Below are 22,007 nucleotides of genomic sequence, written 5' to 3' on the forward strand. Positions count from 1 at the left end.
GTTCGCCGCAAGGAGGCCGGGGGCACGGGCTCAGTCCGGGATCAGGCCGTCCTCGCCGAGCATCGTGCGGACCTCCGCGAGCGACGCGTCCGGAGCCGGGAGGATCAGGTCCGAGGGTTCCAGCGCGTCGTCCGCGAGGGGCGCGCCGAGCCGGCGGACCGCGTCGAGGAGGGCGCCCAGGGTGCGCCGGAAGCCCTCCTCGTCGCCGCTCTCCGTCTCGGCCAGCAGCTCGTCGTCGAGCTTGTTCAGCTCGGCGAAGTGGGAGTCGTCCAGCCTGACCTGGCCCTCCCCCAGGATCCGTACGATCACGTCGGCCTCCTCGGCTCGTCTCCCGGCTGCGGCCCCGCTACTGCTTGTCGAAGCGCGGGGTGTCCTGCGGCTGCTGCTGCGCCTGGGCCTGCCCCTGACCGGTGCCGCCCTCGATGGCCTGCTGCTGGGTGCCTCCGGCCAGCTCGGCCTTCATGCGCTGCAGCTCCAGCTCTACATCACTACCACCGGAGAGCCGGTCCAGCTCGGCCGCGATGTCGTCCTTGGCCATGCCGGTCGGGTCGTCCAGGGCACCGGAGGCGAGCAGCTCGTCGATGGCGCCGGCGCGGGCCTGGAGCTGCTGCGTCTTGTCCTCGGCGCGCTGGATCGCGAGGCCGACGTCGCCCATCTCCTCGGAGATGCCGGAGAAGGCCTCGCCGATCCGGGTCTGGGCCTGGGCGGCGGTGTAGGTGGCCTTGATGGTCTCCTTCTTGGTGCGGAAGGCGTCCACCTTGGCCTGGAGGCGCTGGGCCGCCAGGGTGAGTTTCTCCTCCTCGCCCTGCAGGGTGGCGTGCTGGGTCTCCAGGTCGGTCACCTGCTGCTGGAGCGCCGCGCGCCGGGACAGCGCCTCACGGGCCAGGTCCTCGCGGCCGAGCGCGAGCGCCTTGCGGCCCTGGTCCTCCAGCTTCCCGGACTGCTGCTGGAGCTGGTTGAGCTGGAGTTCCAGGCGCTTGCGGCTGGTCGCCACGTCGGCGACCCCGCGGCGCACCTTCTGGAGCAGCTCCAGCTGTTTCTGGTACGAGTAATCGAGGGTCTCGCGCGGGTCCTCGGCCCGGTCAAGGGCTTTGTTCGCTTTCGCGCGGAAGATCATCCCCATACGCTTCATGACACCGCTCATGGGCTTCGCGCGCCCCCTTCTGACGGACTCCGGCTCACCGATCCTGCGACAGGACCCACAGTACGGGCCCTGCCTCCATTACCGCACTGTCCGGAGCGTGATGGGCTCATCCCAGAGAACGACTGCGGACGGCACCGCTCCGGCGCAGGGAGGAGGCGGTCCCCCGGCCGGCCCTCGCCCGAACCCGCTCGAACCCGTCGGAACGCCCCCTCCGCGTCGTACAGACGCGCGGCGTTGCCGGATCGTTCCCAGCCGGGCTGGGGTCCATGCCTCGAATGGCTTTACCCTTGGTGTTTGTGTTCCGTAGCCGTGCCAAGGAAGAGAAGTCCCAGGCCGACAAGCCGGTGAACTTCTCCAAGCAGCCCCGTGACCCGCAGGCCCCCAAGGGCAGGCCCACGCCCAAGCGCAGTGAGGCCCAGTCCCAGCGCCGCAGCGTCGCCAACACGCCGACGACGCGCAAGGACGCCTCCAAGCGCCAGCGCGAGGACCGCCGCCAGGCGCTCCAGAAGCAGCGCGAGGCGCTGGCCGGCGGCGACGAGCGATATCTGCCGGCCCGTGACAAGGGCCCGGTCCGCAGGTTCGCCCGTGACTGGGTGGACTCGCGGTTCAACGTGGCGGAGTTCTTCCTGCCGCTCGCCATCGTGATCCTCGTGCTCAGCGTCGTGCGGGTGCCCTCGATCCAGAACATCGCGCTGCTGCTGTGGGCCGTGGTGATCGTCCTGATCGTGCTGGACGCCGCCGTCAGCGGTTTCCGGCTGAAGAAGCGCCTCAAGGAGCGCTTCCCGGACGGCAACACGCGCGGCGCGGTGGCCTACGCCCTGATGCGCTCTCTCCAGATGCGCCGGCTCCGGCTGCCGAAGCCGCAGGTCAAGCGCGGAGAGCGGCCCTGAGCGCAGACGCTTTCACCGGGGGTGCGGCGCACTCCTGGCTGGACAAGACGGGCGGGCTCCGGGATGTCGTGCGCCAGGAACTGGTGGCGCGGCAGCTGGACGAGCAGATAGCCGGGCGGTTCCCGGTCGGGCGGCGGCTGCGGGTGCTCGACGTGGGGATCGGGCAGGGCACCCAGGCCCTGCGCCTGGCCCGCCTCGGTCATCAGGTGACCGGGGTCGAGCAGGATCCGGTGATGGTCGCGGCGGCTCGGGAGGCGCTGGCCCGGGAGCCGGAGGGCATCCGGGAGCGGGTGCGGCTGGTGCAGGGCGACGGCCGGGACACCGGGGTGCACTTCCTGCCGGGCAGCTTCGACCTGGTGCTCTGCCACGGTGTGCTGATGTACGTCGCCGAGCCCGATCCGCTGGTGGCGGGCCTGGCGCGGATGCTGGCACCGGGCGGACTGCTCTCGCTGCTGGTGCGCAACGGCGACGCGCTCGCCATGCGGCCCGGTCTCGCCGGTGACCCGGCGGGCGCGCTGGCCGCCTTCGACACCACCGCGTACACCAACCGCCTCGGCCTGAACGTGCGGGCCGACCGGCTGTCCGAGCTGACCGCGACCCTCGCGGGCATCGCCGCCCCGCTGCACGCCTGGTACGGCGTGCGGGTCTTCACGGACCTCGCGGGGGACGACGCGCCGCTGCCGGACGACCTCGGGACGCTGCTCGCGGCCGAGGAGCGGGCGGGCCGCACGGACCCCTACCGGGGCGTCGCGGCGCTGCTGCATCTGTGCGGGGTACGCGGCTGAGCCCGATCGGGGCAACACGGCGGGCCCGCTGATCGACGCGCGGCCAGACTCGGTGCATGGACGCTTCCGCTCCCCGTGCCCCTGTCCTGTGCCGCGTCTTCCTCTGCGTCGCACTCCTGTGCTGCGCGGCGCTGACGACGGGCTGCGAGGGCCCCGGCGCGCCGGGCGCGCGGCGGCCCGGCGCGGCGACGGCGAGCCCCGTGACCGTGCCGGTGGCGGCGGGCGATCTCCAGAGCGCCTACCAGCGGGTGATCCGGCAGGCACTGCCCTCGGTCGTGCAGATCGAGGCGAGCCGCGATCTGGGCTCCGGGATCGTGTACGACGACCGGGGGCACATCGTCACCAACGCGCACGTGGTCGGCGACGAGAAGACCTTCCGGGTGACCACGGCGGGAAACGAGGAGCCGCTCACCGCGAGCCTGGTCTACTCCTACCCCCAGCAGGACCTCGCCGTGATCAAGCTGGACCGGGTGCCGGACGGGCTGAAGCCCGCGGTGTTCGGGGACTCCGAGAAGGTGGAGGTCGGCCAGATCGTGCTGGCCATGGGTTCGCCGCTCGGACTGTCGTCCAGCGTGACCCAGGGGATCGTGTCGGCGACCGGGCGTACCGTCAGCGAGGCCGGCGGCGGCGGGGGCACCGGCGCGACCATCGCCAACATGGTGCAGACCTCGGCGGCCATCAACCCGGGCAACAGCGGCGGCGCCCTGGTCAACCTCGAAGGGCAGGTCGTCGGCATCCCGACGCTGGCCGCGGCCGACCCCAGCCTGGGCAACGCGGCGGCCGGGATCGGTTTCGCCATCCCGGCGTCGATGGCGCGGACCGTCGCCGGTCAGATCGTGCGCGAAGGCCGGGTCGTGGACTCGGGCCGGGCGGCGCTCGGCATCACCGGGCGGACCGTGGTGGACGACCGCCTCCAGCCGGCCGGGGTCGCCGTCGCGACCGTCCGCGCCGGGGGTCCCGCCGCACGGGCCGGGCTGCGCACCGGTGACATCATCACCAAGGTCGGCGACCGGTCCGTCACCACCGTCACCTCGCTCCAGGAGGCCCTCGCGGCGTACCGGCCGGGCCGGCGGACGACGGTGACGTACCTGCGCGACGGGGTGGAGCGGACGGCGCCGGTGACCCTGGGGGAGCAGTGAGGATGAGGAGGGGTACGGCCTTCCGGGTGCCCGGCTCGTCGCGGGGTGCCCCTCCTCACCGCGGCGTCAGGAGGCGTCGGCGTGCAGGCTCATCGGGCCGTAGATCTCCGTGGTCTCCTCGAACAGCCGCACCTGGTCGGCGCCGCCCTCCATCAGCGCCCGCCAGTGCTCCCCCACCCAGGACTCGGCGTCCCCCTGGGTGCTGAACTCCTCGGGCTGGACCGCGGGCTGGACCTCCGTCCCGTCGGCCTTCTCGAACCGCCACGTCCATGCCGTCATGTGGGCCTCCTAGTGATCCGACACCTGCTGGAAGAGTAGACGGAAGCGCAATACCCGATCGGACAGGCGAAAATCGTTCCGTGGAAGTGACTCTGCTCGGTACCGGTGCCCCCGCCGGCCTGCCCCGCCCCGACTGCCCCTGTGCCGCCTGCGCGACGGCGCTGGGTCCCGACGCGCGGGCGGCCACCGCGCTGCTGGTGGACGGCGCGCTGCTGCTCGACCTCACCCCGGGCGCGGCCTTCGCGGCGGCGCGGGCCGGGCACTCGCTGGGCGGGGTGCGCCAGGTGCTGCTCTCCCACCCGCACGACGGCCCTCCGGTGGAGGTGCCGGCCGGGCTGCCGCATCCGGTACGGGTGCCGGACGGGCGGGAGCTGACGCTGCTGACGGGGCATCGGGTGCGGGCGGTGGCGATGGACGCGGGCGGCACCGGGTACGCGGTGACCGGTCCGGACGGTCAGCGGCTGCTGTACCTGCCGCCGGGCGGGGCGCCGGCGGGGCTGGAGACGGCGGCGGCACAGTCGTACGACATGGTCCTCGCGGACGTCGTCGGCCGGCCCGACGCGCTGGCCCGGCTGCGGGCGGTCGGTTCGACGGGGCCGACCACGGATGTGCTCGCGGTCCATCTCGGCCACGATGTGCCGCCCGGCGGCGAGTTGCGGCGACGGCTGGCCGCGGCGGGGGCGCGGGTGGTGCCCGACGGTACGACGCTGGTGGTCGGCGCGTACGAGGACGTGCCCGACGTGCCGCGGCGCACGCTGGTGCTCGGCGGGGCGCGCTCGGGCAAGTCGGTCGAGGCGGAGCGGCGGTTGGAGTCCTTCCCCGACGTGCTGTACGTGGCGACCGGTGGGACGCGGGGCGGGGACACGGAGTGGGCGGCGCGGGTGGCGGCGCACCGGGAGCGGCGGCCGGGGTCGTGGCGCACGGCCGAGACGACGGATCTGTTGCCGGTGCTCGCGCAGGACGGGCCGCCGGTGCTGATCGACTGCCTGTCGCTGTGGCTGACGGACGTGATGGACGAGGTGGGGGCGTGGGACGACGCGGAGTGGGCGGGCGGGGGCGAGAAGGCGTTGCGCCGGCGGGTGCGGGAGTTGACGGAGGCGGTGCGGTGCGCACGGCGGACTGTGGTGGCCGTGTCGAACGAGGTGGGCTCGGGGATCGTCCCCGCGACGGCGTCCGGGCGGCGGTACCGGGACGAACTGGGCCGGCTGAACGCGGCGTTCGCGAACGAGTGCGAGCAGGTGCTGCTGATCGTGGCGGGGCAGGCCGTGGTGCTGCGGGGGTGAGGGCCGAGCGCCCCGCCCGGCGCGGGCGCGCGGGCGGGGCCACGGGCCGCGGCGGAGCCGGGGTCAGGCGGTCTTGCGGGCCACGAACCGGTGGTCGTGGAGGAGCGGGATCCGGCGGAGGCCGGACAGGACGGCGCAGCCGGGGATCTCCGCGTCGGCGGGCGTCCAGCCGGCGCCCAGGACGATGTGGCCGCCGGGGCGCAGCACGGTGAGCGCGCAGTGGAGTTCGGCCGGGTCGGCCGGCGGGCCGAAGACGCTCACCACGTCGTAGCGGGCGCGGAGCCGGGGCGCCACGTCGGCCAGGTGGCCCCGGTACGCCTCCTCCACCCGGCCCCGCGCCAGCGCGTGCTCCACGCGGCCGGTCGGGTCGACGCCGTCGAAGCTCGTGTAGGGGAAGAAGCGCTTCGCCGCCTCCGGGAAATGGCCGTACCCCGTGCCCACGTCCAGCCAGCTCTCCGGTTCGGGCAGTGCCGACAGCGCGCGGGCGGTGAGGCGGTGCCGGATCCGGGCCCAGTGGTGGGCGTAGAAGCTTCGTCGGAGGAGGGGCTCCGGTGTGCGGGGCGAGGTCGGCATGGACGGCGGCTCCCTGTGCGACATTTCGCTGCAAAACGGAACGTATGGGATGCCGATCCCGGGTGCAATGACATCGCCCGGCCGTGGTGGCGATGTGGCGCGGAACCGTTCGCCCGCTGGCGGTACTGTTCGGCGAATGAGCAGGATTGATCTGGACGACTTCACCGATCTGATCGAGCGCCCGGACGCGGGCGTGCGCCGTGACGCCGAGACCCGGCGGGAGCGCCAGATCGTGCCTCCCGGGGCGCTGGGGCGCCTGGACGAGCTGGGCGAGTGGCTGGCCGCCGCGCAGAGCGCCGTACCGGTGCGGACCGTCGAACGGCCGCGGCTGATCCTCTTCGCCGGCGACCACGGCGTCGCCCGGCTGGACGTCTCGAAGCGGCCCGCCGGCGGCGCGCGGGAACTGGTGCGGGACGCGCTGGAGGGCACGAGCCCCGCCGCGGTGCTGGCGCGCCGGCTCCAGGTGCCGGTCCGGGTCGTGGACATGGCCCTGGACTGCGATCCGGCCGACCTCCCCGAGGACGTCGGGCGGCACCGGGTGCGGCGCGGCAGCGGCCGTATCGACATCGAGGACGCGCTCACCGAGGAGGAGGCGGACGCCGCCCTGCGGGCCGGCATCGCCGTGGCCGACGAGGAGGCCGACTCCGGTACGGACCTGGTGGTGCTCGGCGACATCAGCGTGGGCGGCACCACCGCGGCCGCGGTGCTGATCGCGGCGCTGTGCGGGACCGACGCGTCGGTGGTGACCGGGCGGGGCGGCGTCGCGATCGACGACCTCACCTGGATGCGCAAGTGCGCGGCGATCCGGGACGCGCTGCGGCGGGCGCGGCCGGTGCTCGGCGACCAGGCGCAACTGCTGGCCGCGGTCGGCGGGGCGGACCTCGCGGCGATGACCGGGTTCCTGCTCCAGTGCGCGGTGCGCAAGCTGCCGGTGATCCTGGACGGCGTGGTGAGCGCGGCGTGCGCGCTGGTGGCGCAGCGGGTCGCGTTCCGGGCGCCGGACTGGTGGCTGGCGGCGCACGACAGCGGCGAGCCAGGGCAGGCGAAGGCGCTGGACCGGATGGCCCTGGAGCCGCTGCTCCAGCAGGGCGTGCGGGTCGGCGAGGGCATGGGCGCGCTGCTGGCGCTCCCGCTGGTGCGGGCCGCGGCGGCACTGGCCGCGGAGATGCCGGAGCGGCCGGAGCCCGGCCAGGAGACGGAGGCCGCCGCGGCCGCCGCGGAGCCGGAGGCCGAGGAGGCGTAGCCGGACGACGGGAAACAGCCGGCCCCTAGAGGCGATAAGTGCCGTTCGCTCAGGCAACCCCCATATGATCCATCACCATGGGAGATGCCCGAATTGCCGCCCCGCCGCGCGTCGGGACGGAGCGGTCGGTCGAAGCGGAGCGGTCGCACGGGGCCGGACGGCGGTCGGGCGGGGTGTCACCCCGGGCCGCCGCCTTCGCGGTCTGGTACCTGCGGGTCGTCGCGTTCATCAACTTCCTCACCGCGGTGTGGGTCTCGCTGTACCAGGACGTGCGTCGGCACAACCAGGACGACTTCTTCACGCCGTACCTGCTGACCGCCGGCTTCGCCTCCGGCGTGTTCACCGCGTTCCTGGCGATCACGATGCGGCGCCGCAAGCGCGCGGCGTGGATCCTCAACCTCGTGCTCAGCGGCGTCTTCCTCGCGCTGTTCGCGTTCGCCATGGCGTTCCCGGAGATCCACCGGTACGCGCAGAACTGGGTGTCGCTGGCGCTGACGGCCGCGTTCGTCGGGGCGCTGCTGATGGGGCGGCGGGAGTTCTACGCGAAGGGCGACCGCGCGAACCCCCGGCTGGCGGCCACCGTCGCCGTCGGCGGCGGCCTGGCCGCCGGCCTGCTGGCCGGGCTGCTGGTGACGGTCACCAACCAGGCGCCGGACGCGGCCCGTTCGACGTTCTGGGAGCGCTGGCACTACGGCACCCTGCGCCTGGTCTCGGTCTCCGCCGACGAGCGCCACTTCCCCGGCATCGCCCCGCCCAACTGGGCCAACGTCGTCATCAACGTGCTCAGTACGGCCCTGGTCCTCGCCGTGCTCTACGCGGCCTTCCGCTCCCGGCGCGCCGTCGACCCGCTCACCGCGGACGACGAGAGGCGGCTGCGCGCGCTGCTGGAACGGCACGGCGAGCGTGACTCGCTCGGCTACTTCGCGCTGCGCCGGGAGAAGAGCGTGGTGTGGTCGCCGACCGGCAAGGCGGCCGTCGCCTACCGCGTGATCGGCGGGGTGAGCCTCGCCTCCGGGGACCCGCTCGGCGACCCCGAGGCGTGGCCGGGCGCGATCGCGCCGTGGCTTGACGAGGCGCGGGCGCACGGCTGGATCCCGGCGGTGATGGGGGCCGGCGAGGAGGCGGGCACCGTCTACCGCCGGCACGGCCTGGACGCCCTGGAACTCGGTGACGAGGCGCTCGTGGAGGTCGCCGACTTCACCCTGGAGGGGCGGGCGATGCGCACCGTGCGACAGGCGTACAACCGGGTGCGGCGGGCCGGCTACGAGGTGCGCGTGCGCCGTCACGAGGACATCCCGGCGGCCGAGATGGCGCTGCTGGTCGAGCGCGCGGACGACTGGCGGGACGGGGCGACCGAGCGCGGGTTCAGCATGGCACTGGGGCGGCTCGGGGATCCGGCGGACGGCCGGTGCGTGATGCTGGAGTGCACGGACGCCGGGGGCCGGCCGCGCGCGCTGCTGTCCTTCGTGCCGTGGGGCCCGGGTGGGCTGTCGCTGGATCTGATGCGCCGCGACCGCGCCTGTGAGAACGGGCTGGTGGAGTTCATGGTCATCGAACTGCTGCGGCGCGCCGGGGAGATCGGTGTCACACAGGTCTCACTGAACTTCGCGATGTTCCGCTCGGTCTTCGAGCGTGGCGCACGGCTCGGTGCCGGGCCGGTGCTGCGGCTGTGGCGCTCGCTGCTCAGCTTCTTCTCCCGCTGGTGGCAGATCGAGTCGCTGTACCGCGCCAACGCCAAGTACCGGCCCATCTGGGAGCCGCGGTTCCTGCTCTTCGAGAAGAGCGCGGACCTGCCGCGCATCGGCCTCGCCTCGGCCCGCGCGGAGGGCTTCCTGGAGGCGCCGGGGCTGCCCAAGTGGCTGCACCGGGGACGACTCGGGGCGCGCCGATGACCGAACCGGGGTAGGGGTTTTCGCATGGGATCGCTCGTCCGCTGGGCCCGCGCCGAGTGGGGACCGCTGTACGGCACCGTGCGCGGGCCCCTGCTCGGGCCGCGGCCGTGGGCGATGCCGGTGACCGCGATGCCGATGACCGCCGTGGCGGTGTCCCTGACCGCGCTGCTCCAGTTCGCGCAGAACCGGCCGTGGGGCTTCCGGCTGGTACAGAGCCTCGGCGCGGTCCGGGCCGAGGACCCCCTGTGGCTGAGCCTGCTGCGCACCCCCCTGTCGCTGTTCGTGCCCGCCCTCGACCTGCCGGTGTGGGGGGCGCTGGCGCAGATCCTGCTCGTGTTCGGGATCGCCGAGCTGTGCCTGGGCTGGCGGCGCACGCTCGGCATCGCGTATCTCGCCACGCTCGCCGGAACGCTGTACGCGCGCCTCGGCATCACCCTCGGCGCGCACGTCCCCTTCGGGCTGCCGTGGACGGACGCGCAGGTGGTGGACACCGGGCCGTCGGCCGCCGTGGTGGGCCTCGCGGTGTTCGTGGCCTGGCGGCACGGCGCGTACGCCACGACGGGCGCGGTGACGGTGGCGATGGTCGCGGAGGTGCTGCTCAAGGAGAACCTGGCGGGCAAGGAGCACCTGGCCGCGCTGATGGCGGTGGGCTCGCTGTGCCTGGCGGTGGCGGTACGGCACCACCCCTGCCGCCCGCTTCAGCGGCCGCCGGGCAGCCGGGCCGGATCCGGGTCGGGGTCGGGCCTGCCGCCGATCCAGTCCTGAACGGCCCGGCTGCGGGGGGTCCAGCAGCGGTCGTGTCGGTAGGCGCGCAGGGTGGCCCGCGCGCGGGCGCGGGGGCGGCGGACGTAGAAGCGGCGGGCCCAGAAGGAGTCGGGGCGGGCCAGGCGGAGCGCGCCGACCAGCGCGACCAGCGGCACGATCGCCCCGAACACCGCGGTGCGGGTCTTGCCCTTGCTCAGGGCGACCAGGGAGAGCATGAAGTTGGCGGCCGTGTTGGCGATGACCGTGCCGCGGTCGGTGAGTTCCTCCTGGGTCAGGTCGTTGACGCCGAACGGCGCGAACCCGGCGAGCAGCAGGCCCACCAGGGCGGCGGTGAGCACGACGGCCTCGACGCTCTTGCGGCCCTCCTCGGTCCAGTAGACGTCGTGCAGGTGCAGGATCAGCGCGAACTCGTCCAGGACCAGGCCCGCGCCGATCCCGAACACCACGGCGGCCAGCGCCCCGCCGGCGCCGTGCCGGTCGCTGGCGATCGCGCCGAAGCCGCCGACGACGGTGAGCACGACCCCGGGGACGACATGGTGGATGTGCAGCCCGCCCGCGTTGACGTTGCGGAACGGGCCCCTGCCGGCCCGGATCAGACGGGTGATCACCCGGGTGACGGCGAACGTCAGCACGAAGGCGCTGAGGGCGAGCAGCAGCGGAAGCTTGCCCGGTTCGATGATGTTCCGCATCCACCAGTGCCCCATGTGCGCACTTTATCCCCGGAGCCCGGCCCACGGCGGCCCCGAGGCCGCCGGGTAACCTGCGCCGATGCGCACGTCCTCGCCCCTCGACGGTCTCCGGTTCGCCTTCGGCACGCTCACCGTGCTGCCCGTCCGGGTGCACCGCTGGGACCGCGGGGCCGCGCGCGGGGGCATGCTGGCCGCCGTCCTGGTGGGCCTGGTCGCCGGCGCCCTCTCGGTGGCCCTCGCGCTGCTCCTGCTCCTCCTGGGCGCGGGCCCGCCGCTCGCCGCCGTCGGCTCGGTCGCCGTACCCGCCGTCCTCACCCGCGGGCTGCACCTGGACGGGCTCGCCGACACCGCCGACGGGCTGGGCAGCGGCAAGCCGGCCGAGGAGGCGCTGCGCATCATGAAGCGTTCGGACATCGGCCCGTTCGGGGTCCTCACCCTCGTGCTGACGCTGCTGGCCCAGGCGGCCGTGCTGGCACAGTCGTACGACGACTCGTGGGCGCGCGGCGCGGCGGCGGCGGTGACCTCCGCGGTGACCGCCCGGCTCGCGCTCACCCTGGCCGCCCGCGGCGGGGTGCCGGCCGCGCGGCCCGAGGGGCTCGGCGCGGCCGTCGCCGGGGTGGTGCCGGCGACGGGCGCGCTCGCGCTCACCGTGCTGTGCGCCGCCGGCGCGGCCGCCTGGGGCGCCGCGTTCGGCCCGTACGGCGCCCTGCGCGCCGCGGCCGCCGTGCTGTTCGCGCTCGCCGTCGCCGAACTCCTGCTGCACCGCTGTGTGCGCCGCTTCGGCGGGGTGACCGGGGACGTGTTCGGCGCGCTCGCGGAGACGGCCGCGACGGCGTCCCTCGTGGTGCTGGCCTTCGGACCCTGACGGGGCGGCCGGCAACTCCTCCGTTCGAGGGGGTACTTGACGGCGAAAGGGAAGGTCACGGGGCCTGCTCCGGCAGACGGTGGCGGCCGCCGCGCCACGTACGGGTGAACACCGCGGGCACGAGCGCGGGCGGGCACGCGCGTACCCTCGTCCCGGGTGTCCGCCTACGAGGCGGGGACCCCGGTTGCCACCTGCCCCCAGACCTGGACCTAGGGTCGGCTGTCGGGCCCGGTCGACCCACCCCAAGCAACTTCACACCGGAAGCGAGAACTCACCACCGTGACTGCTCTGACTCTCAGCACCGCCGCGGCGCCCGGCCTGCGGGCCGACGCGATCGTGATCGGTGTCGCCAAGGGCGCCAAGGGACCCGTCGTCGCGCCGGGTGCCGAGGCCGTGGACAAGGCGTACGACGGCAGCCTGGCCGGCGTCCTGGAGACCCTCGGCGCCTCGGGTGCCGAGGGCGAGCTGACGAAGCTGCCCGCCCCCGCGGGCTTCAAGGCCCCGCTCGTGGTGGCGGTGGGCCTGGGCGCGGAGCCCGACGCCGAGACCGGTTTCGACGCCGAGGCGCTGCGCCGGGCCGCGGGTACGGCGGCCCGGGCGCTCACCGGCGTCAAGAAGGCCGCGCTCGCGCTGCCCGTGGACGGCCCCGGCGCCCTGGAGGCGATCGGCGAGGGCGTGCTCCTCGGCGCGTACTCCTTCGACTCCTACAAGGAGAGCAACAGCAAGGCGAAGGGCGCCCGCGCGAAGAACGGCAAGGCCCCGCTGGGCGAGGCCGTGCTGCTCGGCGGCAAGCCGCGCGACGCCGCCCACAAGGGTGCCCTGGCCCGCGCCCTCGCGGTCGGCGAGGAGCTGAACCGCGCCCGCGACCTGGTCAACACCCCGCCGAACGACCTCACCCCCGCGAGCTTCGCGAGCATCGTGCAGGCCGCGGCCAAGGAGCACGGCCTCAAGGTGCAGGTGCTCGACGAGAAGGCGCTGACCAAGGGCGGCTACGGCGGCATCCTCGGCGTCGGCGGCGGTTCGGCGGCGGCCCCGCGCCTGGTCAAGCTGGCGTACACGCACCCGAAGGCCGAGCGGAGCCTCGCCTTCGTCGGCAAGGGCATCACCTACGACTCGGGCGGCATCTCGCTGAAGCCGGCCGGTCACAACGAGACGATGAAGTGCGACATGGCGGGTGCCGCGGCGGTGTTCGCGGCCGTCGTCGCCGCGGCCCGGCTCGGCCTGGAGGCGAACGTCACCGGCTGGCTCGCGCTGGCCGAGAACATGCCGTCCGGCTCGGCGGTGCGCCCGGGTGACGTGCTGCGCATGTACAGCGGCAAGACGGTGGAGGTGCTCAACACCGACGCCGAGGGCCGGCTGGTCCTCGCCGACGCGCTGTGGGCCGCGTCGCAGGAGGAGCCGGACGCGATCGTGGACGTCGCGACGCTGACCGGCGCGATGATGGTGGCACTGGGCAGCCGGACGCTGGGTGTCATCGCCAACGACGACGCCTTCCGCACCGCGGTGTACGAGGCGGCGGAGGAGACCGGCGAGCCGGCGTGGCCGATGCCGATGCCGGAGCACCTGACCAAGGGCCTGGAGTCCCAGGTCGCCGACATGACCAACGTCGGCGAGCGCTGGGGCGGCGGCCTGCTGGCCGGCCTCTTCCTGCGCGAGTTCGTGGGCGACGGCATCGCCTGGGCGCACCTCGACATCGCCGGCCCGGCCTTCAACGAGGGCGCGCCCTTCGGGTACACGCCGAAGGGCGGCACCGGCACGGCCGTGCGTACGCTGGTCCGGCTCGTGGAGCTGACCGCCGAGGGCGAGCTGGGCTGACGCCCGAGCGGCGGCCCGGACCGCACGGTCCCCGCCGCGTCCCGAGGGGTGCGGAGAGCTGCCCGCACGGTTCCCCGCACCCCTCCGGGCCGGCTGCCGCCCGACTCCGCGGCAGGTGAGACCCCACGAACCCGCGCGCCCGCAGGGCGCGGCCGCGTGTCGGACGGCGGCCCGCGCCCCTTCGGCGCCCCCGCAGTGGGACGTCTCACACACCAGCCCGGCGTCTCGTCCGCCCCCAACAAGTGCAAAGATGGAGCCCGGCAGGACAGGGCCCCCACCGAAGGGCCGAAGCATCAAGCGGCCGGACACCAGCCGCCCGCCGGTCATCGGAGATCGGCGCAAGGCGCACATGCATGGAGGACGTGACGTGGCGAACGACGCCAGCACCGTTTTCGACCTAGTGATCCTCGGCGGTGGTAGCGGTGGTTACGCCGCGGCCCTGCGCGGGGCGCAGCTGGGCCTGGACGTCGCCCTGATCGAGAAGGACAAGGTCGGCGGCACCTGCCTGCACCGGGGCTGCATCCCCACCAAGGCCCTGCTGCACGCGGGCGAGATCGCCGACCAGGCCCGCGAGAGCGAGCAGTTCGGCGTCAAGGCCACCTTCGAGGGCATCGACGTCCCGGCCGTCCACAAGTACAAGGACGGCGTGATCGCCGGCCTGTACAAGGGCCTCCAGGGTCTGATCGCCTCCCGCAAGGTGACGTACATCGAGGGCGAGGGCCGGCTGTCCTCCCCCACCTCCGTCGATGTGAACGGCCGGCGCGTCCAGGGCCGCCACGTCCTGCTGGCGACCGGCTCCGTGCCGAAGTCGCTGCCGGGCCTGGAGATCGACGGCGACCGGATCATCTCCTCCGACCACGCCCTCGTCCTGGACCGCGTGCCCAAGTCCGCGATCATCCTGGGCGGCGGTGTCATCGGCGTCGAGTTCGCCTCCGCGTGGAAGTCCTTCGGCTCCGACGTGACCGTGATCGAGGGCCTCAAGCACCTCGTCCCGGTCGAGGACGAGAACTCCTCGAAGCTTCTCGAGCGCGCGTTCCGCAAGCGCGGGATCAAGTTCAACCTCGGCACCTTCTTCCAGAAGGCCGAGTACACCCAGGACGGCGTCAAGGTCACCCTCGCCGACGGCAAGGAGTTCGAGGCCGAGGTCCTCCTCGTCGCCGTCGGCCGCGGCCCGGTCTCCCAGGGCCTCGGCTACGAGGAGCAGGGTGTCGCCATGGACCGTGGCTACGTCCTGGTCGACGAGTACATGCGGACCAACGTCCCGACCGTCTCCGCCGTCGGCGACCTGGTCCCGACCCTCCAGCTCGCGCACGTCGGCTTCGCCGAGGGCATCCTGGTGGCGGAGCGCCTGGCCGGTCTGAAGGCCGTCCCGATCGACTACGACGGTGTCCCGCGGGTGACGTACTGCCACCCCGAGGTCGCCTCCGTCGGCATCACCGAGGCCAAGGCCAAGGAGATCTACGGCGCGGACAAGGTCGTCGCTCTGAAGTACAACCTCGCGGGCAACGGCAAGAGCAAGATCCTGAACACCGCGGGCGAGATCAAGCTCGTCCAGGTGAAGGACGGTGCCGTGGTCGGCGTCCACATGGTCGGCGACCGCATGGGCGAGCAGGTCGGCGAGGCCCAGCTGATCTACAACTGGGAGGCGCTGCCGGCCGAGGTGGCCCAGCTCATCCACGCCCACCCGACGCAGAACGAGGCGATGGGCGAGGCCCACCTGGCCCTGGCCGGCAAGCCGCTGCACTCCCACGACTGAGCCCTCGGTCACGGGCGCGACGACACAGACTTCCGCAATTCGTAAGGAGCAACCGAAACCATGGCGGTTTCCGTAACCCTTCCGGCGCTCGGTGAGAGCGTCACCGAGGGCACCGTCACCCGCTGGCTGAAGGCCGAGGGTGAGCGCGTCGAGGCCGACGAGCCGCTGCTCGAGGTCTCGACCGACAAGGTCGACACCGAGATCCCCTCGCCCGTCTCCGGCGTGCTGGCGTCCATCAAGGTCGCCGAGGACGAGACCGTCGAGGTCGGTGCCGAGCTGGCCCTGATCGACGACGGCAGCGGCGCCCCCGCCGCGGCCCCGGCCCCGGCCGCCGCCGAGGCCCCCGCCGCCGAGGCCCCGGCCCCGGTGGCCGAGCCCGCCCCGGCGCCCGCCGCCGAGGCCCCCGCCGCGCCGGCTCCGGCCGCCGCCCCCGCCGGTGGCGCCCAGGGCACCGACGTGGTCCTGCCCGCGCTCGGCGAGTCCGTCACCGAGGGCACCGTCACCCGCTGGCTGAAGTCGGTCGGCGACTCCGTCGAGGCCGACGAGCCGCTGCTCGAGGTCTCCACGGACAAGGTCGACACCGAGATCCCGGCGCCCGCCTCCGGCGTGCTGCTGGAGATCGTGGTCGGCGAGGACGAGACCGCCGAGGTCGGCGCCAAGCTCGCCGTCATCGGCGCCCCGGGTGCCGCCCCGGCCGCCGCTCCGGCTCCGGCCGCCCCGGCCCCGGCCGCCGAGCCCGCTCCGGCGCCCGCCCCGGCGGCTCCGGCGGCCCCCGCGGCTCCGGCTCCGGCTCCGGCCGCCCCGGTGCAGCCCGCCGCCCCGGCTCCCGCTCCGGCTCCGGTCACCCCGGCCACCGCGCCGACCTCCCCGACCGCCACCCAGGCGACGGACGAGGGCGCGTACGTGACCCCGCTGGTGCGCAAGCTCGCCGCCGAGAACGGCGTCGACCTGGCCACCGTCAAGGGCACCGGCGTCGGCGGCCGTATCCGCAAGCAGGACGTCATCGCCGCCGCCGAGGCCGCGAAGGCCCCCGCCGCCGCCCCGGCTCCGGCCGCCGCGGCCGCCGCCCCGGCCGCCAAGAAGGCCCCGGCGCTCGAGGTCTCCCCGTTGCGCGGCCAGACCGTCAAGATGACCCGCATCCGCAAGGTCATCGGCGACAACATGGTCAAGGCGCTGCACGAGCAGGCCCAGCTGTCCTCGGTCGTCGAGGTCGACGTGACGCGTCTGATGAGGCTGCGCGGCCAGGCGAAGGACTCCTTCGCGGCCCGTGAGGGCGTCAAGCTCTCCCCGATGCCGTTCTTCGTCAAGGCCGCCGCGCAGGCGCTGAAGGCCCACCCGGTCATCAACGCCAAGATCAACGAGGCCGAGGGCACGATCACCTACTTCGACACCGAGAACGTCGGTATCGCGGTGGACTCCGAGAAGGGCCTGATGACCCCGGTCATCAAGCACGCCGGCGACCTCAACATCGCGGGCATCGCCAAGGCCACGGCGGAGCTGGCGGGCAAGGTCCGCGCCAACAAGATCACCCCGGACGAGCTGTCCGGCGCGACCTTCACCATCTCCAACACCGGTTCGCGCGGTGCCCTGTTCGACACGATCATCGTGCCGCCGGGCCAGGTCGCGATCCTCGGCATCGGTGCCACGGTCAAGCGTCCGGCCGTCATCGAGACCGAGGAGGGCACGGTCATCGGCGTCCGCGACATGACCTACCTGACCCTCTCCTACGACCACCGCCTGGTCGACGGCGCCGACGCGGCCCGTTACCTGACGGCGGTCAAGGCGATCCTGGAGGCGGGCGAGTTCGAGGTCGAGCTCGGCCTGTAAGGCGCGAAAGCCCCCATGGCGTCACGAACGCGCGGCGTCACGACGGAGCCCCCGTCCGGAGTCCTCTCCGGACGGGGGCTCCGCCCGTTGCGGGGCCTCCCGGGCGCACACGCCCCGTACTCGTCCGGCAACCACCGAACCGAACCGAAAGGCGCCCGTTTGCGCCTCCGCGTCCCGTGTAAGCCTCGTCTCACCTGCACCGAAGCGCCCCCCGCACACGCTCCCGCCGAGCGAAGCCGCCGTATTGTCTAAATGTCAGCCCCCGGGAGGAGCCCTCATGACCGCGCCCGTAGTCCACTCGCTGCGCGAACAGATCCGCGAGCACATCGTGGAGGGGATCGTCAGCGGGCGCTGGCAGCCGGGTGAGCGCATCGTGGAGCGCCGTATCGCCACCGAGCTGGAGGTCAGCCAGACCCCGGTGCGCGAGGCGCTGCGGGAGCTGGAGACACTGCGGCTGATCGAGTCCGCGCCGAACAAGGGCGTCCGGGTCCGCAATCTCACCGCGGCCGACCTGGAGGAGAGCTACCCGGTCAGGGCCGGCCTGGAGGCCATCGCCGCCGAGCTGGCCGCCGACCGGCTCTCCACCGACTGCTCGGCCCTGGAACCCCACGTGCTGGCCCTGTACGAGGCCGACCGCGCCGCCGACGGCACCGCGCAGGTGCGGCACACCGTCGGCTTCCACCGCGAACTCGTGCGTGCCGCCGACAACTCGGTGCTGCTGCACACCTGGGAGGGGCTCGGCATCGAGGTCTTCACCGCCCTGTCGATCCGCTGGCTGGGCACGGTGCAGCAGTCGTACGCCGAGGAGCACGAGGAACTGGTGCAGGCGTTCAAGCGCCGGGACCCGCGGATCGCGGAACTGGTGAAGGCGCATGTCCTCGGCTGCGCCCCGCGCGCCTGACGTCCCCCTGACACCCTCCTGACGCCGGCGCCCGCACACGCCTGACGCGCGGCCGGCACCCGGCCGAGGAACGCCCGACACGGCGCCCCGAAGGCCCGGCGCACCCGAGCATACCCCCGCTCACCTGCGAAACCCCTGATCAAAGTCGGCACCCGGTGCCCAGTTCCAAGGCACCGGGTGCCTACTTTCTTGGAATCGAGAGGTTTTCCCGCTCAACCCTTTGATCGATCATCGATCAGGGAGTTACAGTCACCGACGGACTTCCCACCCGGAGTCCTCTGCCCTGTCCTGCCAAAGACCAAGGGCACCCCCGAACCCTTACCGATGAGGGAACCCCCTTCGACTGAGGAAGGCGGCGACATGACCGACCCCAACGCCATCCAGCCGAGCGAGCTCGACCAGCTCCCGGACCGCGACCCGGAGGAGACCGCCGAATGGCAGGCCTCCCTGGACGCCGTGGCCAGGGAGGCAGGCCCGCATCGCGCCGCGTACCTGATGCGGCGCACGCTGGAGCGCGCCGAGGCGGGCGGCATCGCGCTGCCGAAGCTGCTGGAGACGGACTACGTCAACACCATCCCCACCTCCGCGGAACCGGGCCTGCCCGGCGACCCGGAGATGGAGGCCCGGATCACCGCCTGGAACCGCTGGAACGCGGCCGCGATGGTCACCCGGGGCAGCAAGCACGGCGTCGGCGGCCACATCGCCACCTTCGCCTCCGCGGCCTGGCTCTACGAGACCGGCTTCAACCACTTCTTCAAGGGCAAGGAGGGTGACGGGTCCGGCGACCAGCTGTACATCCAGGGCCACGCCTCCCCCGGCATCTACGCCCGCGCCTTCCTGGACGGCCGTCTGAACGAGGCGCAGCTGGACAACTTCCGCCAGGAGGCGGGCGGCGACGGTCTGCCGTCGTACCCGCACCCGCGCCGGCTGCCCTGGCTCTGGGAGTTCCCGACCGTCTCCATGGGCCTCGGCCCGCTGTCGGCGATCTACCAGGCGCGCTTCAACCGCTACCTCACCAACCGCGGCGTCAAGGACGTCTCGGCCTCGCACGTGTGGGCGTTCCTCGGCGACGGCGAGATGGACGAGCCGGAGTCGACCGCGGCCCTCGCGCTCGCCTCCCGCGAGGGTCTCGACAACCTGACCTTCGTCATCAACTGCAACCTCCAGCGCCTGGACGGCCCGGTCCGCGCCAACTTCAAGATCGTGCAGGAGCTGGAGGCCCAGTTCCGCGGCGCCGGCTGGAACGTCGTCAAGACGCTGTGGGGCACCGCCTGGGACGAGCTGTTCGCGCTCGACACCACGGGCGCGCTGGTCCGCCGGCTGCGCCAGGTGCCGGACGCGCAGGTGCAGACGTACCAGACCCGCGACGCCGCCTACATCCGCCAGGACTTCTTCGGCGCCGACCCGGCGCTGGCGGAGATGGCGAAGCTGCTCTCGGACGACAAGATCCTGGAGTGCTTCCACCTCTCGCGCGGCGGTCACGAGGCGCGCAAGGTCTACGCCGCGTACAAGGCGGCCGTCGAGCACAAGGGCGCGCCGACCGTGATCCTGGCCCAGACGGTCAAGGGCCACACCCTGGGCGAGGGCTTCGCGTCGAAGAACGCCAACCACCAGATGAAGAAGCTGACGGTGGACGAGTTCAAGACGATGCGCGACCTGCTCGGGCTGCCGATCAAGGACAGCGACTTCGCCGACGGCGTGGTGCCCTACGGCCACCCGGGCGCCGACTCCCCCGAGGTCCGCTACCTCCAGGAGCGCCGCGCGGCCCTCGGCGGTCCGGCCCCGGCCCGCCGCACGCACGCGCTCGCGCCGCTGCCCGCCCCGGCCGAGAAGGCGTTCGCCTCCTTCGACAAGGGCTCCGGTTCGCAGAACGTGGCGACCACGATGGCCTTCGTCCGCCTCGTCAAGGACCTGGTCCGCGACAAGGAGACGGGCAGGCGCTGGGTGCCGATCGTCCCGGACGAGGCGCGCACCTTCGGTATGGAGTCGCTCTTCCCGTCGCTCGGGATCTACTCCCCCAAGGGCCAGACGTACGAGCCGGTCGACCGCGACCAGCTGATGTACTACAAGGAGGCCAAGAACGGCCAGATCCTCAACGAGGGGATCACCGAGGCCGGCTCGATGGCCGACTTCATCGCCGCGTCCACCGCGTACGCGACGCACGGCGAGGCGATGATCCCGTTCTACATCTTCTACTCGATGTTCGGCTGGCAGCGCACCGCCGACCAGATGTGGCAGCTCGGCGACCAGCTCGGCCGCGGCTTCCTCGTCGGCGCCACGGCCGGCCGTACGACCCTGACGGGCGAGGGCCTCCAGCACGCCGACGGCCACTCGCCGGTGATCGCCGCGACCAACCCGGCCGCGCTGTCGTACGACCCCGCGTTCGCCTACGAGATCGCGGTGATCGTCCGCGAGGGTCTGCGCCGGATGTACGGCGAGGCCAAGCCGGGCGAGGACCAGAACGTCTTCTACTACCTCACCGTCTACAACGAGCCGCTGCCGCAGCCGGCCAAGCCGGGCACCGAGGGCGTCGACGAGGGCATCGTCAAGGGCCTGTACCGGTTCAACACCGCGGAGTCCGCGGGCGTGACCGTCCCGGCCAACGCCCCGCGCATCCAGCTGCTGGGCTCCGGTACGGCGATCCACTGGACGCTGGAGGCGCAGCGCCTGCTGGCCGAGGAGTGGGGTGTCGCGGCCGACGTCTGGTCGGCGACGTCCTGGACCGAGCTGCGCCGCGACGCGCTGGAGGCCGACGCGGCCCTGCTGCGCGGCGAGGAGCGCGTGCCGTTCGTCCGCCAGGCGCTCCAGGGTGCCGAGGGCCCGGTCCTCGCCGTCTCCGACTACATGCGCCAGGTCCCGGACCAGATCGCGCAGTGGGTCGACCAGGACTGGTCCTCCCTCGGCACCGACGGCTTCGGCATCTCGGACACCCGGCCGGCCGCCCGCCGCCACTTCGGCGTGGACGCCGAGTCCGTCGTGGTCGCCGCCCTCGCCCAGCTCGCCAAGCGCGGCGAGGTCAAGGCGACGGCGGTGAAGGAGGCCCGGGAGAAGTACGGGCTGTGATCACCGCGCGGTGACGGGAGAAGGGGTACGGCGGACCGCCGTACCCCTTCTCTGTCGGTGCCTCCCGGCATCATGGGTCCATGCGTGCGGCCCGGCTCATCAAGATGGTCCTGCTCCTCCAGTCGCGTGCGGCCATGACCGCCGGTGAGCTGGCGCGGGAGCTGGAGGTGTCGGAGCGGACGGTGATCCGGGACGCGCAGGCACTGTCGGAGGCGGGGGTGCCGGTGTACGCGGACCGCGGGCGGGCCGGCGGGTACCGGCTGGTCGGGGGGTACCGGACCCGGCTGACGGGGCTGGGGCGCGACGAGGCGGAGGCACTGTTCCTCAGCGGGGTGCCGGGGGCGCTGCGGGAGATGGGGCTCGCGGACGTGGCGTCGGCGGCCCGCCTGAAGGTGGCGGCGGCGCTGCTGCCCTCCCTCCGGGACGCCCCCCGTGCCGCGGCCCAGCGCTTCCACCTGGACGCGCCTGCCTGGTTCCGGGCACCCGAGACGCCCGCGCTGCTGCCCGCGCTCGCCGAGGCGGTGTGGGACGACCTGTGCGTCACGGCCCGCTACCGGCGCGGGGACGGCGAGGTGGAGCGGCTGCTGGAGCCCTACGGGCTCGTGCTGAAGGCGGGCGCCTGGTACCTGTGCGCCCGGGTGCCGGACCCGGGGGCCTTCCGCACCTACCGCGTCGACCGGTTCACCTCCGTCGAGGCCAGGGACACCCGCTTCCACCGGGACGAGGACTTCGACCTCCCCGGCCACTGGTCCGCCCAGGCCGAGCGGTTCGCGCGCTCGATCCTGCGCGCCGAGGCCGTCGTACGGCTCTCCCCCGAGGGTGTGCGCGGGCTGCCGGGCGCCGTCGACGCACCGGCCGCCCGCGAGGGGCTGGCCGGTGCCGGGGAGCCGGACGGGGCCGGGTGGGTGACGGTGACGCTGCCGGTGGAGTCGGAGGAGGTCGCGTACGCCCAGCTGGCCGGGCTCGGACCCGAGGTGGAGGTGCTGGCGCCGGGCAGCCTGCGGGAGCGGTTCGCGCGGGACGCGGCACGGCTCGCGGCGCTGTACGGACAGGCATGACGCGGCCGTCGTACTCCCGCGTGCGCCCCACCGGCCGAGG

19 protein-coding genes are annotated in these 22,007 nt (G+C 73.5%); 14 read left to right on the forward strand and 5 right to left on the reverse strand.

Annotated elements, in window-relative coordinates:
- Nucleotides 1–30: 30 nt before the first annotated feature.
- Together pspAA and VT52_RS01250 are read right to left on the reverse strand one after the other, a co-directional pair.
- Complete coding sequence (gene pspAA, locus VT52_RS01245) at nucleotides 31–309, reverse strand: PspA-associated protein PspAA (protein WP_046421270.1); 279 nt, start codon at nucleotides 307–309, stop codon at nucleotides 31–33.
- 37 nt (nucleotides 310–346) lie between these two features.
- A complete protein-coding gene (locus VT52_RS01250; RefSeq protein WP_071387340.1) occupies nucleotides 347–1,144 on the reverse strand; it encodes a PspA/IM30 family protein in 798 nt (265 codons plus the stop codon).
- Nucleotides 1,145–1,410: 266 nt separating this feature from the next.
- On the opposite strand from VT52_RS01250, the gene VT52_RS01255 reads away from it, so the two are divergent.
- The 3 genes from VT52_RS01255 (at nucleotide 1,411) to VT52_RS01265 (ending at nucleotide 3,958) form a co-directional block, all read left to right on the forward strand.
- The gene (locus VT52_RS01255; RefSeq protein WP_107481211.1) at nucleotides 1,411–2,034 is read left to right on the forward strand and encodes a DUF3043 domain-containing protein; all 624 of its coding nucleotides are present in this window, start codon (nucleotides 1,411–1,413) and stop codon (nucleotides 2,032–2,034) included.
- Between the two features lie 83 nt (nucleotides 2,035–2,117).
- On the forward strand, nucleotides 2,118–2,819 hold the full coding sequence (locus VT52_RS01260) for a class I SAM-dependent methyltransferase (protein ID WP_046421365.1): 702 nt from the start codon (nucleotides 2,118–2,120) through the stop codon (nucleotides 2,817–2,819).
- A 56-nt stretch (nucleotides 2,820–2,875) separates the two neighbouring features.
- Complete coding sequence (locus VT52_RS01265; RefSeq protein ID WP_046421264.1) at nucleotides 2,876–3,958, forward strand: S1C family serine protease; 1,083 nt, start codon at nucleotides 2,876–2,878, stop codon at nucleotides 3,956–3,958.
- 66 nt (nucleotides 3,959–4,024) lie between these two features.
- On the opposite strand, the gene VT52_RS01270 is transcribed toward VT52_RS01265, so the two are convergent.
- The gene (locus VT52_RS01270) at nucleotides 4,025–4,237 is read right to left on the reverse strand and encodes a hypothetical protein (protein WP_046421263.1); all 213 of its coding nucleotides are present in this window, start codon (nucleotides 4,235–4,237) and stop codon (nucleotides 4,025–4,027) included.
- An 80-nt stretch (nucleotides 4,238–4,317) separates the two neighbouring features.
- Here VT52_RS01270 and VT52_RS01275 point away from each other — a divergent pair, with 80 nt between their 5' ends.
- On the forward strand, nucleotides 4,318–5,520 hold the full coding sequence (locus tag VT52_RS01275) for a bifunctional adenosylcobinamide kinase/adenosylcobinamide-phosphate guanylyltransferase (protein WP_046421261.1): 1,203 nt from the start codon (nucleotides 4,318–4,320) through the stop codon (nucleotides 5,518–5,520).
- 63 nt (nucleotides 5,521–5,583) lie between these two features.
- On the opposite strand, the gene VT52_RS39640 is transcribed toward VT52_RS01275, so the two are convergent.
- Entirely contained in the window at nucleotides 5,584–6,093 is a 510-nt protein-coding gene (locus VT52_RS39640; protein WP_420856249.1) for a methyltransferase domain-containing protein, read from the reverse strand.
- Between the two features lie 136 nt (nucleotides 6,094–6,229).
- Here VT52_RS39640 and cobT point away from each other — a divergent pair, with 136 nt between their 5' ends.
- The 3 genes from cobT (at nucleotide 6,230) to VT52_RS38385 (ending at nucleotide 9,993) form a co-directional block, all read left to right on the forward strand.
- A complete protein-coding gene (gene cobT / locus VT52_RS01285; RefSeq protein ID WP_046421260.1) occupies nucleotides 6,230–7,336 on the forward strand; it encodes a nicotinate-nucleotide--dimethylbenzimidazole phosphoribosyltransferase in 1,107 nt (368 codons plus the stop codon).
- A gap of 77 nt (nucleotides 7,337–7,413) precedes the next feature.
- A complete protein-coding gene (locus tag VT52_RS01290; RefSeq protein WP_079174772.1) occupies nucleotides 7,414–9,228 on the forward strand; it encodes a phosphatidylglycerol lysyltransferase domain-containing protein in 1,815 nt (604 codons plus the stop codon).
- Nucleotides 9,229–9,252: 24 nt separating this feature from the next.
- Entirely contained in the window at nucleotides 9,253–9,993 is a 741-nt protein-coding gene (locus VT52_RS38385) for a hypothetical protein (protein ID WP_046421257.1), read from the forward strand.
- Here VT52_RS38385 and VT52_RS01300 read toward each other — a convergent pair.
- Entirely contained in the window at nucleotides 9,927–10,697 is a 771-nt protein-coding gene (locus tag VT52_RS01300) for a hypothetical protein (RefSeq protein ID WP_046421256.1), read from the reverse strand. The two genes, VT52_RS38385 and VT52_RS01300, sit on opposite strands and share 67 nt — an antisense overlap.
- Nucleotides 10,698–10,761: 64 nt before the next feature.
- On the opposite strand from VT52_RS01300, the gene VT52_RS01305 reads away from it, so the two are divergent.
- The 7 genes from VT52_RS01305 (at nucleotide 10,762) to VT52_RS01335 (ending at nucleotide 21,967) form a co-directional block, all read left to right on the forward strand.
- The gene (locus VT52_RS01305; protein ID WP_046421254.1) at nucleotides 10,762–11,547 is read left to right on the forward strand and encodes an adenosylcobinamide-GDP ribazoletransferase; all 786 of its coding nucleotides are present in this window, start codon (nucleotides 10,762–10,764) and stop codon (nucleotides 11,545–11,547) included.
- Nucleotides 11,548–11,826: 279 nt separating this feature from the next.
- A complete protein-coding gene (locus VT52_RS01310; RefSeq protein WP_046421253.1) occupies nucleotides 11,827–13,362 on the forward strand; it encodes a leucyl aminopeptidase in 1,536 nt (511 codons plus the stop codon).
- A gap of 367 nt (nucleotides 13,363–13,729) precedes the next feature.
- Nucleotides 13,730–15,118, forward strand: a complete 1,389-nt coding sequence (lpdA, locus tag VT52_RS01315; RefSeq protein WP_046421251.1) for a dihydrolipoyl dehydrogenase — start codon at nucleotides 13,730–13,732, stop codon at nucleotides 15,116–15,118.
- A gap of 60 nt (nucleotides 15,119–15,178) precedes the next feature.
- Nucleotides 15,179–16,945 carry a 2-oxoglutarate dehydrogenase, E2 component, dihydrolipoamide succinyltransferase gene (gene sucB / locus VT52_RS01320; RefSeq protein ID WP_046421250.1) on the forward strand — a complete coding sequence of 589 codons (1,767 nt, stop codon included), beginning with the start codon at nucleotides 15,179–15,181 and terminating at the stop codon, nucleotides 16,943–16,945.
- Nucleotides 16,946–17,222: 277 nt separating this feature from the next.
- On the forward strand, nucleotides 17,223–17,846 hold the full coding sequence (locus VT52_RS01325; protein WP_046421248.1) for a GntR family transcriptional regulator: 624 nt from the start codon (nucleotides 17,223–17,225) through the stop codon (nucleotides 17,844–17,846).
- A 360-nt stretch (nucleotides 17,847–18,206) separates the two neighbouring features.
- Nucleotides 18,207–20,909, forward strand: a complete 2,703-nt coding sequence (gene aceE / locus VT52_RS01330) for a pyruvate dehydrogenase (acetyl-transferring), homodimeric type (protein WP_046421247.1) — start codon at nucleotides 18,207–18,209, stop codon at nucleotides 20,907–20,909.
- 80 nt (nucleotides 20,910–20,989) lie between these two features.
- A complete protein-coding gene (locus VT52_RS01335) occupies nucleotides 20,990–21,967 on the forward strand; it encodes a helix-turn-helix transcriptional regulator (protein ID WP_046421245.1) in 978 nt (325 codons plus the stop codon).
- Nucleotides 21,968–22,007: the final 40 nt, after the last annotated feature.

The sequence above is a fragment of the Streptomyces malaysiense genome (assembly GCF_000980885.2).
In the GTDB taxonomy this organism is placed as follows: Bacteria; Actinomycetota; Actinomycetes; order Streptomycetales; family Streptomycetaceae; genus Streptomyces; species Streptomyces malaysiense.